Here is a 12,306-nt window from a genome sequence, read left to right as displayed (position 1 = left end):
GCAGGCGCGGGGTCGGCCTCAGAGCAGTTCGACCCGCACCGGCACGGCGTCGCGCAGGGTGTGGCCGACCGGCGACGTGGCGACGACCTTGCGGTGCAGCGCCTCCAGGTCGGCGCGCGGCGCGGCGGAGTCGAGCCGGACGCGGGCGGTGATCGAGTCGAACCCGGCGTGGCCCTCGGCGAGGCCGAGGAACACCCTGAGGTCGACCTCTCCCCTGAGGTCGACGGTGAGCCGGTCGATGGCGATGCCCGCGGCGGTGGCGTTGGCCGCGTACCCGACGGCCAGGCAGTTGCCCAGTGCGCTGAGCAGCTGCTCGACCGGGTTGGGCGCGGTGTCGCCGCCGCCGAGCGCGGCGGGCTCGTCCGAGGGCGTCGGGTCGAACCCGCGCACGCGCGCCCGTGACCGGAACCCGCCCGTTCAGGTCACGTGCGCGGCCCAGGTGGTCCTGGCCTTGCCCTCGTCCCGGCGGACCGCCTCGACGAGGCTGCCCACCGCTTCTATGTCGACGTCGTTGAGGGTCTGGCGGACTTCTGCGGTCATCGTCGTGCTCCTCGCGGCTCGTGGCTCCCGGCAGCAGGATGCCGCCGGTCGCGCGCGCCCGACAGCCCCGACCGCACGGTGGGAAGCGGTGACCTCCGGCCGGTTGTGTGCTACGAGCCGAGCGTTGGGGAACATCGGGTAGTAGTCACCGGCCCGCGCGGGCGCGTCGGGTAGTACTTGCCGACGCGGTGGGGGTCACACCCGCTGGGTTGTCGGGGTGCGCCACGTACCTTTGGTGGGGTGAGCACCGCAGCGCCGTCCACCCCCGCCCTCAGCGGCCACTTCGCCCGCGCGCTCCCGGAGATGTCCCTGCCCTGGCGGGCGGAGCCCGCCCCCCGACCGCGACTGCTGGTGCTCAACGAGCCGCTGGCCGCCGAGCTCGGCCTCGACCCCGACTGGCTGCGCGGCCCCGAGGGGCTGGGCCTGCTGCTGGGCACCGACGTCCCGCAGGACGCCACCCCGGTGGCGCAGGCCTACGCCGGACACCAGTTCGGGCACTACTCCCCGCGCCTGGGCGACGGCCGCGCCCTGCTGCTCGGTGAGCTGGTCCACGCCGACGGCCGCCCGCGCGACCTGCACCTCAAAGGCTCCGGGCGCACGCCGTTCTCGCGCGGCGGCGACGGGCTCGCGGCGGTCGGCCCCATGCTGCGCGAACACCTGGTCAGCGAGGCGATGCACGCCATGGGCATCCCCACGACCCGCTCACTGGCCGTGGTCGCCACCGGACGCCCGGTGCGGCGCGAGGACCTGCTGCCCGGAGCCGTGCTGGCGCGGGTGGCGAGCAGCCACCTGCGCGTCGGCAGCTTCCAGTACGCCAGGGCCACCGACGACACGGACCTGCTGCGCCGCCTCGCCGACCACGCGATCGCCCGCCACCACCCCGCCGCGGCCCAGGCCGAGCGCCCCTACCTGGCGCTGTTCGAAGCCGTGGTGGCCGCCCAGGCGTCGCTGGTCGCGCGGTGGATGCTCGTGGGCTTCATCCACGGCGTCATGAACACCGACAACATGACGATCTCGGGCGAGACCATCGACTACGGGCCGTGCGCGTTCCTGGAGGCGTTCGACCCCACCACCGTCTACAGCTCCATCGACCACGGCGGGCGCTACGCCTACGGCAACCAGCCGCCGGTGGCCCAGTGGAACCTCGCGCGGCTGGCCGAAGCCCTGCTCCCGCTGTTCCACGACGACCAGGAGGAGGCGATCGCGCTGGCGGTCGCGGCGCTCGGCGCGTTCCGCCAGCGGTACGACCGCGCCTGGTCGGCCGGGATGCGGGCCAAGCTCGGCCTGTCCGCCGACCTGCCCGACGCGGTGGTCTCCCCGCTGGTCGACCAGCTGATCACCCTGCTGCGGACGGGCCACGTCGACCACACCTCGTTCCACCGCAGGCTCGGCGCGGCCGCCCGCGGCGACGCCGAACCCGCGCGCGAGCTGTTCCTGGACCTGGCGGCGATCGACGACTGGATCGCCCGCTGGCGGGCGCTGCGCCCCGACGCCGAGGCGATGGACCGGGTCAACCCCGTCTACATCCCGCGCAACCACCTCGTCGAGGAAGCGCTGACCGCGGCGACCGAGGGCGACCTGGCACCGTTCGAACGGCTGCTGGACGCGGTGAGCGCTCCCTACGACGAACGACCCGGCCTGGAGCGCTACGCCGAGCCCGCCCCGCGGGACTTCGCCGCCGCCTACCGGACCTTCTGCGGGACCTGAGGGCCACTCCGCGTCAGGCGGGGTCCAGGTACCGGTTCAGCACCTCGGCCTCCGCGCGCAGCCGCGCGGCCTCGTCGTCGCGCCCCAACCGCTGGTACTCCAGCGCGGCGGCCGAGCGCTCCCCCACCTCCCGCTCGACGATCGACCGCAGGTCGGCGTCGGTGAGGTGGCGGCGTTCGGCCTCCGCCGCGCCCAGACCGGCCGCCGCGCCCGCGACGTGCTCGCTCCCGGCAGCGGCGACCGGGGGCTGGTCGACGGGGACGGCCTCGGCGTTCTCGATCGCCGCCAACGCGGAGCGCAACGCGGAGATGGCCACGCGGTCGCGGGTCTTCAGCGCCGCTTTCAGGTCGTCGCGCAGGCTGGCGCGCATAGGTCGTCCAATCCGGTCGAAGGTGTCACGCGGGAACCGCGGTGATGCGGTCGCCGATCGTAACCAGCCTCGCCCCCGGACCGCGCGCGCATTTCGACGCCCGCGCCCCGAGCGGGGCGCGGGCGTCGGTGTCCTCGCGGGCGGCCTGCCGACCCGGTCAGACGGCCTGGGCGGTGGGCAGGACGGTGATCTCGGTGAGGTTGACGTGCCGGGGCACCGAGGCCACGAAGGCGACGGTCTCGGCCACGTCGGCCGAGCTCAGGCACTCGATCTCGCGCAGCAGGCCCGCCATCAGCTCGCTGGCGTCGGGATCGGTGACGTGGTCGGGCAGCTCGGTGTCGACCATGCCCGGCTCGATCGAGCTCACGCGCACCATCTTGCGGCCCAGCTCCACCCGCAGCAGGCGGGTCAGGTGGCTGATGTAGGCCTTGGTGCCGGAGTAGACCGAGAACTTCTCCAGCACGCGGGTGGCCGCGATGGAGGAGGTGTTGACCAGATCCGCCGGACCGCCCGCCTCGGCGGCTTCCACCAGGTGCGGCACGAACGCGGCGATGACGTTCATGACGCCGGTGACGTTGAGGTCGATCTGGCGCTGCCAGTCGTCGACCCGCAGGTCCTCGATGGGCGAGATGAGCTGCACACCCGCGTTGTTGAACACCAGGTCCGCCCGGCCCAACCGGTCGCGGACCTCCCGCGCGGCGTCGGCGACGGCCTGGCGGTCGGTGACGTCGACCGGCAGGGCCAGCGCGGTGCCGCCCGCCGCGGTGATCCGGTCGGCCAGCTCGGCCAGGTTGTCCTTGCGCCGCGCCAACAGGGCCACCGAAGCACCCAGCTCGGCCAAGCGCTCGGCGGTGGCCTCGCCGATGCCGCTGGAGGCACCGGTGACCACGGCGACGCGCCCGGTCAGCGGGGTCGCGCCGATAACCTTCGACATAGCGATTTCCTCCCGTTCGTCATCAGTCCCGCGTCAGTCCCACGTCAGTTCTGCGTCAGTCCCGCGCCGGGCGGCACCCACCCCCACGACCGCGTCGGCAAGTACCACCCGACGTCCCCGCAAAGGCCGACAGCTACTACCCGACGTCCCGAGAGCTCACTTCGCGGTACGCGAACACGCCCGCTAGTCGGCGTGCGCGGTGGCCACCGACTTCTCGCGCCACGCGGCCAAATCGTCGCGCAGCAGGTCGATCTTGACCTCCAGGCGCTCGACGGCGTCGCGACCCAGCACCAGGTGGCTGGGCAGCTTGTCCTGGGAGACCACCTCGTGGATCAGCGCGGCGCCCTTGACCGGATCGCCCAGCTGCGCGTGGTTGGCCTCGTCCACCCAGTCCAGGGTGGCGTGCGCGGGAGTGCCGTCGTAGGCGGCGATCCGGTTCTCCGCCAACGACAACGACGACGCGTCGAGGAAGTCGGTGCGGAACACACCGGGCTCCACGACCACGCTCTGGATGCCGAACGGCGCCAGCTCGGCCGACAGCGCCTCGCTGATGCCCGCCACGGCGAACTTCGAGGCGCTGTAGAGGCCGACGCCGGGCTCACCCTCGAAACCGGACCGCGAACCGATGTGCACCAGCTTGCCGCCCCCGGCGGCGCGCATCACCGGCAGCACCGCGCGGGTGACGTTGATCAGCCCGAACACGTTGAGGTCGAACAGCGACCTGGCCTCGGCGTCGGTGATCTCCTCCACCGCGCCGAGCAGACCCCGGCCCGCGTTGTTGACCAGCACGTCGATCCCGCCGAAGCGCGCCACGACGGCATCCACGGCCGCGGGGATGTCGGCGGTGCTGGTCACGTCCAGCGCCACCGCGAGCACCCGGTCGGAGTCCTTCAGGTCCTCCGGCAGCCGCCGGGGGTCGCGCACCGCGACCGCGACCCGGTCGCCCGCCGCGAGCGCCGCGCGAGCGATCTCCGCGCCCAGTCCCCTGGAGGCACCGGTGATGAACCAAACAGACACTATGGACAGTCCTTTCTGGATTCACAGTGGGTCGTGACATCCCACCGACTAAGCTGAACCAGCGGTCGGGCTCTCCAATGGCCTCGCACAGGCCATGTCCTTCGAAGAGTTGATATAGACCGCCTGACCGCCTTTCAAACCACGTCAGCGGGAATGCTGCGCGATTACCGGTCGAGTCCTAAGCTGGGTTCATGAGTGAAGTAGGCGATTTCCTGCGCGCCCGACGCGCGCAGACCGACCCGGCCGACGTCGGGCTGCCGGTGGCGGGCCACCGCCGGGTGGCCGGGCTGCGCCGCGAGGAGGTCGCCGTGCTCGCGGGCGTCAACGCCGACTACTACGCCCGCCTGGAGCAGGGGCGCGAGCGCCACCCGTCACCGCAGGTGCTCGACGCCCTGTGCACCGCGCTGCGCCTGGACGCCGAGGCCCGCGACCACCTGCACCGACTGGCGGGCGTGGTCCCGGCGCACCCGCCCACCCCCGACTCCGACGTGGTGGACCCGGCGCTGCGGCGACTGCTGGACGGCTACCCGACCACGCCCGCGTTCGTGCTCAACCGCACCCTGGACCTGCTCGCGTCCAACACGCTGGCCGACACCCTCTTCTCCCCCTTCACCCGCAAGGACAACCTGGCGCGCATGGTGTTCGCAGATCCCGTGGGGCGGGAGTTCTACGCGCACTGGGAACAGGCCGCCGAGAGGGTCGTCGGACACCTGCGGGAGGGCTCCGGGCACGACCCCGGTTCGCCGCGGCTGCGCGCGCTGGTGGCGGAACTGCGCCAGGTGAGCCCGAAGTTCGCCGAACTGTGGGACTCCCACGTCGTGCGCGCCAAGACCAGCGAAGGCGACAAGCAGCTCGTGCACCCCGAAGTCGGACCGCTGGCCCTGACCTACCAGACCTTCGAGGTCCGCAGCGCGCCCGGCCAGCAGCTGGTGGTCTACCACGCCGAACCGGGCAGCGCGGACGCCAGGGCGCTGGCGCTGCTGGGCTCGCCGCACGCCGCCCACGACACCGCCATCGGGCAAGCGCGCGTGGTCAGCGGCGGGTGAAGCGGTACCCGGCGTGGTGCAGCACATCGCCGTCGAACTCGCCGAACGCCCAGAAACCCAGGTCGTCCAAGTAGTCCACGCGATCGCCGGTGACCCAGTAGCGCCCCTGGTAGGCGCTGGCCCGGTCCCCCCGAGCCTCGTCGTAGCGGCCGTCCGGACGCAGTTCCTGGCGGACGAAGTCGTCCTCGTCCACCCAGAGCCCGGCGTAGGGGTGCTCGGCGACGACCGGTTCGGGCGCCTGGACGGACTCGACGCCGTCCAGACGGCGCCCCCGCCACACCTCGACCCGCCCGGCGCGCACCAGGACGTCGAGATGACCGCCCCGCCGGGGCGCCGCGCCCACCGGCGTGCCCTCCGGGTCGGCGAGGCGCACCACGGCCACGTCGGCGCGGACACCCGGCGTGAGCGTGCCCCCGCCACCCGCGAAGTCGACGGCTGCGGGGAGCACCACACCACCCGCGCAGTCGACGACGATCATGCCGTCGTCCTCGGCGGCGGTGAGCAACCCCGGTCCGACACCGACGACCCGATCACCGCCGATGAGCACGTCGGCCCGCTCCCAGTCGCCCAGCAACGGGTCCATCGTGATCACCGCTCCCCCGGTGAGCAGCAGCGGCCTGGTGGAGTTCGCGGTCAGCACGGCGAGGACGCCTGCGTCGCGATCGGTGGTGGTCAGCTCGGTGGTGGTCATGACTGCACTCCAGTCCTGTTGGAAATCCGACGGGTCAATCCTGCGTCGGACCCGCGGCGGTAACCAGGCAGCGCTGACCCTGGACGTGACACGTCCAGGAAGACAGCGGCCTGGTCACCCCACCGCGGGCACCGGAGGGTGGGAGCAGACGAACACCGCCGAGAACGGAGATCACCGTGACCGCCTCCCGCGAGCACACCCTGCACCTGCTGCGCCGCGCCACCGACGACCCCCGTGGGCGCGTGCTGTTCCGCAACGCCACCGTCGTGACCGCCGACCCCGCACTGGGCACCCTCACCGAGGCCGACCTCCTGGTGGAGGGCTCGACCATCGCCGCGGTCGGGCGCGCGCTGCCCGCCGGGGACGCCGTCGTCGTCGACGCCACCGGCCTGATCGCCGCCCCCGGTTTCGTCGACACCCACCGCCACGCCTGGGAAGCCCAGCTGCGCCGGATCATGCCCGACGTCGACGACCTGGGCAGCTACGTCACCGAGACCCTCATGGGATACGCGCCCGCCTACCGACCCGAGGACATCCACACCGGCACGAAGCTGGCCGCGCTGACCGCACTCGACTCGGGCATCACCACCATGCTCGACTTCTCCCACAACTCCCGCACCGCCGCGCACTCCGACGCCGCCGTCCAAGCCCTGCGGGACACCGGCATCCGCGGTGTGCACGCCGCCATGGCCCCGCACTTCGGCACGTGGGACCAGCAGTGGCCCGCCGACCTGGCCCGGCTGTGCGCGCAGCACACCGACGACCTGCTGACCTTCCGCCTGGCCTGCCTGGCCACCGACGAGGTCGCCGGTCCCGACCTGGCGTTCGGCCCGCGACTGGCCCGGCAGGCCCAGGAGCTGGGCATCGGGGTCAGCGTGGACGCCGTGTTCGGCCGGTCCTCCTCCCGCGCGATCCTGGAATGGGCACGCCAGGACCTGCTCGGCCCGCACGTCACCCTGATCCACGCCACCGGCCTGACCGCCGAGGCGTGGCGGGCCATCGGCGACACCGGCACCACCATCGCCCTGGCCCCCACCTCGGACGCGCAGATCGGCCTGGAGACCGCCGTGCCCGCCGTGGACGAGGCGCTGGCCGCCAGTGTCCGGCCGGGGCTGAGCATCGACGTGGAGGTGGCGTTGTCCAGCGACATGTTCACCCAGATGCGGGCACTGCTGGCCATCCAGCGGATGCGCGCCGTGGAGGGCGCCTACGGCACCGACCGCACCCCCTCCCGCATCGGCGTCGCCGACGTGCTGGACTTCGCCACCCTCCAGGGCGCCCGCACCAACGGCCTGGAGCGCACCACCGGCTCGCTGGCCCCCGGCAAGCAGGCCGACCTGCTGCTGATCACCGCCGAGGCGATCAACACCATGCCCCTCAACGACCCGATCGGCACCATCGTGCTGGGAGCGGACGCCCGCAACGTCGACACCGTCCTGGTCGGCGGCCGGGTCCGCAAGTGGGCCGGTGAGCTGCTGGACGTCGACCTGGCGGCGTTGCGCGACGAGGTCACCGCCTCTCGCGATCACGTCCTGGCCGCGGCACGGGTCGCGAGCGCCCGCTGAGGATTGTTTTTGGTCAACACTGAAGCTATAGAGCACTTCGAGTTATCTCACTGCGCCGGTGGAGCTTGAACTACGCTCGGTCGAGTCGGGAGGAGAGGACATGACGGATGAGGAGCTCGTCGTCGAGTTCGCCCTGACCCGCCTGGACAATCCCGGCCTCGACCTGGAGGAGATCGCCGCGCTGGTCGTCCGGCGGGGCGGCGAGGAGCGGATGCTGGAATTCGCCTCCCACAACCTCAGCGCCCGCGGTGAGCTGCGCGGCGCGGTCTTCCCCACCGCGGTCGAGCACGTGCTGCGCGTGGTGCTCACCCTGCGCGGCCCGGCGGACTGACCGGCGCCCCGAACGCTCGGTTCGTGGTGCGTGAACGCTCGGTTCGCGGGGAGGGCGCTACTGGACGTTGTCGAAGACGGTCTCCAGGTGGAGCTCCCCTTCGCGGGTCTGCGCACCGGCGGCCAGCACGGCCCTGGTCAGGCGGGCCGCGACGGGCTCGGCGAAGAGCTCGCCGAGCAGCTCGTTGCTCCTGGCCAGGCCGTGAGCGGTCGATTCCAGCGCGGCGTCGACCGCGTCGACCGCGGCGCGGGCGACACCGGGCCGCAGAGCGGCGATCCGGGCGGCGAGGGTGTCCACGACGTGGTCGAGGTCGGCGTCCGGCACGGCCCGGTTCACCCACCCGTACCGCTCCGCGGTCGCCGCGTCGACCAGCCGCCCGCCGAGGATGATCTCCAGGGCGCGGGCCCGGCCCACCAGGGCGGGCAGGTAGGCGGTGCCTCCCGCGCCGGGGATGATCGCCCCGGCGGTCTCCGGCTGCGCCAGACCGGCGCGCTCCAGGGAGGCGAACCGCATGTCCATCGCGGACAGCAGCTCCGCGCCCCCACCTCGGGCCAGCCCGCGCACCTTGGCGATGGTCACCTGCGGTAGCGACCTGATGCGCTCGTGCAGCCGCATCATCGGGTTCAGGGACTGGTCCACCTCCGGGGCGATCGGCAGCGCCGAGAACGCCGCGGGGTCCTCGACGAACCCCATGTCGCCGTGCGCGATGAAGAAGTCCGGGTCCGCGCTGTCGAAGACGATCACCCGGACGTCGCCGTCACCGGACACCGAGGCGGTGAACCGGTCCAGGTCGAGCATGAGGGTGGCGTCCAGCAGGTTGAGCGGGGGGTGGTCGATGACGACCCGCGCCACACCACCGCCGCAGGAGATCTTGATGGCCGAGTACTCACCGGTCATGGATGCCGCTTTCACTGGTCGGAGCTGAAGTATCTCCGGTATACCGAGTAGTCGGGATATACTTCAACGAAACCAGGTATCGAGCGAGGAACCCCGCGTGACCGGAATGCTCTTCGACGACGAGGGCCGTCGACTGCTCGACCAGCTCTTCGACAAGTGGTCGCTGCTGGTGCTGGAGGCCCTGTGCGCTCGCCCTCGGCGCTTCCACGAACTGCGCGAGCACCTGCCCGCCGTCACGCCCAAGTCGCTGACCACGTGCCTGCGCAGGCTCGAGCGCAACGGCCTGGTCGAACGGCTGGTCCTGTCCACCGACCCGCTGGCGGTCGAGTACCGCATCACGCGCCTGGGCCGGACGCTCGAGGAACCGCTGCAGGCGATGTTGAGGTGGGTCGTCGATCACCTCGACGTGGTGGAAACCGCCCGGTCCCACTACGACGAGCGCCGTTCGCCCGAGGAGCGGAGCACCCGCGCGTCATGATCACGGTTCCACGGCAGCCCTGTTCCAGGGCCACACTCTTCCAGGGCAGCACTCGCGGACGCGCTCCGGTGAGCAGCCGAGCGCCTCGGCACGTGCGACGGCACCGCGGGCCGGTGGGCCGCGCGGTGCCGTCGTGGTCGCGAACCGGGAACCGCGGTCAGGTCACGACGGGCGGTGCGGACCCCGGCCGCCGGAACAAGACCTGGTCGAGCACCTCGCCCAGGCCGTCCGCCTCGGCGGCCGTCGCCCGCCAGGCGACGAACCCGTCCGGCCGGACGAGCACCGCCCCGCCCTCGGGGACGCGGTACGCCTCCGGTTCGGCCAGGCGGTGGGCGGTGACCGGGATGTCCGCGCCCGCCGCGGCGCGCTGCCACGCCGCGTCCGCCTGCCCGGTCAGCAGTGCCCAGCCGCCCAGCAAGTCCACTGTGGACCGTCCGTCGGCCAGCGGGGCGTAGGCCGCCCGCGTCCCCGGTGCGATCGCCGGGTGGTGCGGGTCCTCCACCCCGTCCGCGACCGCGTCGTCGCGGCGGAAGGCGCCGGAGCGGTAGTTGTAGCCGAACACCAGCCTGCTCTGCTTCTCCGCGCCCGTGCGCGGATCGCCGGGCGCCCCGTTGAGCAGCCGGTAGCGCTCGGTGGTCAGCGCCGTGGTCTCCCGCGCCACCGGCAGCCGCTCGGACTCGTAGCTGGCGAGCAGGCCGTCGCCCGCCAGGCCGCGGTGGTGCAGGTCGATCTTCCAGGCCAGGTTGAACACGTCCTGCACACCGCTGGCTATGCCGAAGCTGCCCACCGGCGGCAGGGTGTGCGCGGCGTCGCCCGCCACGTACACCCGGCCCACCCGCATCCGGTCGGTGACCCGGCCCGCGACCTCCCAGACCGAGTCCCACACCTGGTCGACCACGACCGGCAGGTCCTCGACGCCGATCGCGGCGCGCAGCAGCTTGACGCAGCGGCCCTCGGTGAAGTCGGCGGCCCGCTGGTCGGGCTCCAGCGAGATCGCGAACCGCCACCGCTTCACCCCGTCCACCGGCGTGAAGAACCCGTGCACGGCCGGGTTGTGGACGGTGAGGGCGACGATCTTGCGGCCGCCGAGGTGCTCGCGCAGGTCGGCGTCGAAGAACACGTTCAGCTTGCGCGCCAGCACGCCCGCTCCCCCGCTGCCGATGCCCAGCATCCGGCGGATCGAGCTGTGCGCGCCGTCGGCCACCACCAAGTGGTCCGCGCACACCTGCCACCGCCGTCCCGTGGCGCGGTCGAGCAGCGTCACCAGCACGTCCGACGCCCGCGGCACCACGCCGACCACCTCGGTGTGGAACCGCACGTCGGCGGCGGTGGCCGCGGCGTGCTCGCGCAGCAGCGGCTCCAGCTGGTTCTGGTCGATCAGCGCGGGCGCGCACGGGCTCAGCCGCGGGTCGTCCCCGAGCACCCGGTCGGGCAGCCGCTTGAGCTCGGGGCCCGCCAGCGTCTCGGCGTGGGCGATCACGGTGTGCTCGGCGATGGGCGAGCGGACCGACCGGATGACCTCCTCCAGCCCGATCGCCCGGTACAGCTCCATCGTGCGCGCGTTGACCGACCGAGCCTTTGGCTGCGCCTGCGGCTCGGCGTGCCGCTCCACCAACGACGACGGCACGCCGAACCAGGACAGGAACAACGCCGCGGACAGGCCGGTCACACCGCCGCCCGCGATCAGCACCGGGGTGTGCGCGAGTTCAGCCACGGCGCTCCCACCGGTAGAACTCGTGCGACATGGCGTCCTTCGGGCCGCGCCACGTCTCGGGGTCGTAGGCCGAGACGAACGGCTCCAGGTTGCGGCTGATCCGCCGGAACTCCGGGTGGTCGCGGTGCTCGGCCACCGCCTCCGGCAGCGGGCGGTCGCCCTCGATCGCGTGCAGGTACAGGTCGCCGAACTGGAACAGGCTGCGCGAGCGCACGCCGATCACCCGAGGCAGGTCGGTGTTCTGGTCCGACTCGGCGAACACGCGGGCGATGTCGTCCGCGCTGCCCGGCGCCATGCGCGCGACGATCAGGGTGCGGTGCACGCGAACTCCTCCACCTTCCGCTTGATCAGCGCCATCTGCACGCGGCTGTTCTCGTTGATGTGCCGGGTCATGCCCGCGTCGTCCACCGGGGCGTCGGGCTTCATCGCGAAGTCCTGCACCCAGCGCATCAGCACCCCGCCGTCGACCTCCTCGTAGGTCCACCGGATGTCCATCCGCTGGAACGGCCCGGTCTCCACCCGCCGCGCGGTGACGGTCCGGTTCGCCCGGTCGGTCACGCGCTCGGACACCCAGCTCCACACCCGGCCCTGCTCGTCGGGGTGCATGGTCAGCCGGAACAGCACGCGGTCGCCCTCGCGCTCCAGCACCTCCACCGAGGCGTACTCGCTGAACAGCTCCGGCCAGCGCTCGATGTCGTTGGTGCGCTCCCACACCACGTCCATCGGCGCGTCGATCACCACCTCGTTCTCGGTGTGCCCGCTCATCGCGCCACCTCCTGCCCGAGCACGGCCAGCAGCTCGCGGGGGGTGTGCTCGGTGTTCATCTCCACGTCCCGGTGCACGCCGTGGCTGCGCTTGAGCTCGGCCAGCACACCCATCAGCCCCAGCGAGTCGATGCCGAGGTCGGAGAAGGTCGTGGTCGGATCGGCGAGTTGGCGGTCGGTCACGGCGACGCCGGTGCAGCGGCTGATCAGCCCGGCCAGCTCGGCCGGGGATGGGGTGGTGCCCACTTCGGG

At 72.6% G+C, this 12,306-nt stretch carries 16 protein-coding genes; 5 read left to right on the top strand and 11 right to left on the bottom strand.

From position 1 onward, the window contains the following. Positions 1–18 precede the first annotated feature (18 nt). Complete coding sequence (locus JOF41_RS36785) at positions 19–390, bottom strand: OsmC family protein (protein ID WP_307867305.1); 372 nt, start codon at positions 388–390, stop codon at positions 19–21. A 27-nt stretch (positions 391–417) separates the two neighbouring features. Continuing rightward, positions 418–540: a hypothetical protein gene (locus tag JOF41_RS37660; RefSeq protein ID WP_276515670.1), complete on the bottom strand. Its 123-nt coding sequence runs from the start codon at positions 538–540 to the stop codon at positions 418–420. 240 nt (positions 541–780) lie between these two features. Between JOF41_RS37660 and JOF41_RS08360 the strand changes: the two genes are divergently transcribed. Further along, complete coding sequence (locus JOF41_RS08360; protein WP_189227521.1) at positions 781–2,247, top strand: protein adenylyltransferase SelO; 1,467 nt, start codon at positions 781–783, stop codon at positions 2,245–2,247. Between the two features lie 13 nt (positions 2,248–2,260). Here the strand turns inward: JOF41_RS08360 and JOF41_RS08355 are convergent, their stop codons facing one another. From JOF41_RS08355 to JOF41_RS08345, 3 genes are all read right to left on the bottom strand, one after another. Next, entirely contained in the window at positions 2,261–2,617 is a 357-nt protein-coding gene (locus JOF41_RS08355; RefSeq protein WP_189227520.1) for a GatB/YqeY domain-containing protein, read from the bottom strand. A gap of 157 nt (positions 2,618–2,774) precedes the next feature. Next, positions 2,775–3,551 (bottom strand): SDR family oxidoreductase, encoded by a 777-nt coding sequence (locus JOF41_RS08350; protein WP_189227519.1) that lies wholly within the window; start codon positions 3,549–3,551, stop codon positions 2,775–2,777. 183 nt (positions 3,552–3,734) lie between these two features. Continuing rightward, positions 3,735–4,568: an SDR family NAD(P)-dependent oxidoreductase gene (locus JOF41_RS08345; protein ID WP_209617505.1), complete on the bottom strand. Its 834-nt coding sequence runs from the start codon at positions 4,566–4,568 to the stop codon at positions 3,735–3,737. A 191-nt stretch (positions 4,569–4,759) separates the two neighbouring features. On the opposite strand from JOF41_RS08345, the gene JOF41_RS08340 reads away from it, so the two are divergent. After that, on the top strand, positions 4,760–5,614 hold the full coding sequence (locus JOF41_RS08340; RefSeq protein WP_209617502.1) for a helix-turn-helix transcriptional regulator: 855 nt from the start codon (positions 4,760–4,762) through the stop codon (positions 5,612–5,614). Here the strand turns inward: JOF41_RS08340 and JOF41_RS08335 are convergent. After that, positions 5,601–6,305 carry an Atu4866 domain-containing protein gene (locus JOF41_RS08335; RefSeq protein WP_244989540.1) on the bottom strand — a complete coding sequence of 235 codons (705 nt, stop codon included), beginning with the start codon at positions 6,303–6,305 and terminating at the stop codon, positions 5,601–5,603. The genes JOF41_RS08340 and JOF41_RS08335 overlap by 14 nt on opposite strands. Before the next feature lie 176 nt (positions 6,306–6,481). On the opposite strand from JOF41_RS08335, the gene JOF41_RS08330 reads away from it, so the two are divergent. Further along, positions 6,482–7,870, top strand: a complete 1,389-nt coding sequence (locus JOF41_RS08330; RefSeq protein ID WP_307867302.1) for an amidohydrolase family protein — start codon at positions 6,482–6,484, stop codon at positions 7,868–7,870. A 100-nt stretch (positions 7,871–7,970) separates the two neighbouring features. After that, positions 7,971–8,201, top strand: a complete 231-nt coding sequence (locus JOF41_RS08325; protein ID WP_189227514.1) for a hypothetical protein — start codon at positions 7,971–7,973, stop codon at positions 8,199–8,201. 57 nt (positions 8,202–8,258) lie between these two features. Here the strand turns inward: JOF41_RS08325 and JOF41_RS08320 are convergent, their stop codons facing one another. Continuing rightward, positions 8,259–9,098, bottom strand: a complete 840-nt coding sequence (locus JOF41_RS08320) for an enoyl-CoA hydratase/isomerase family protein (RefSeq protein WP_209617499.1) — start codon at positions 9,096–9,098, stop codon at positions 8,259–8,261. Between the two features lie 106 nt (positions 9,099–9,204). On the opposite strand from JOF41_RS08320, the gene JOF41_RS08315 reads away from it, so the two are divergent. Further along, positions 9,205–9,576 (top strand): winged helix-turn-helix transcriptional regulator, encoded by a 372-nt coding sequence (locus JOF41_RS08315; RefSeq protein ID WP_209624081.1) that lies wholly within the window; start codon positions 9,205–9,207, stop codon positions 9,574–9,576. A 157-nt stretch (positions 9,577–9,733) separates the two neighbouring features. Here the strand turns inward: JOF41_RS08315 and JOF41_RS08310 are convergent, their stop codons facing one another. Genes JOF41_RS08310 through JOF41_RS08295 form a run of 4 tightly spaced genes read right to left on the bottom strand, consistent with a single transcriptional unit; the run spans position 9,734 to position 12,300 of the window. Continuing rightward, positions 9,734–11,290 carry an FAD-dependent monooxygenase gene (locus JOF41_RS08310; RefSeq protein WP_189227513.1) on the bottom strand — a complete coding sequence of 519 codons (1,557 nt, stop codon included), beginning with the start codon at positions 11,288–11,290 and terminating at the stop codon, positions 9,734–9,736. Continuing rightward, positions 11,283–11,612, bottom strand: coding sequence for a TcmI family type II polyketide cyclase (locus JOF41_RS08305; RefSeq protein ID WP_189227512.1), 330 nt, complete (start codon positions 11,610–11,612; stop codon positions 11,283–11,285). The genes JOF41_RS08310 and JOF41_RS08305 overlap by 8 nt, the downstream gene beginning before the upstream one ends. Then, complete coding sequence (locus tag JOF41_RS08300) at positions 11,597–12,055, bottom strand: SRPBCC family protein (protein WP_189227511.1); 459 nt, start codon at positions 12,053–12,055, stop codon at positions 11,597–11,599. Before JOF41_RS08300 ends, JOF41_RS08305 begins: the two co-directional genes overlap by 16 nt. Further along, entirely contained in the window at positions 12,052–12,300 is a 249-nt protein-coding gene (locus JOF41_RS08295; protein ID WP_189227510.1) for an acyl carrier protein, read from the bottom strand. The genes JOF41_RS08300 and JOF41_RS08295 overlap by 4 nt, the downstream gene beginning before the upstream one ends. Positions 12,301–12,306: the final 6 nt, after the last annotated feature.

It is taken from the genome of Saccharothrix coeruleofusca (genome assembly GCF_017876325.1).
GTDB classification, from domain to species: domain Bacteria; phylum Actinomycetota; class Actinomycetes; order Mycobacteriales; family Pseudonocardiaceae; genus Actinosynnema; species Actinosynnema coeruleofuscum.
The sequence above is the reverse complement of the archived record's forward strand: the minus strand, read 5'-3'. Positions and strand labels throughout refer to the sequence as shown.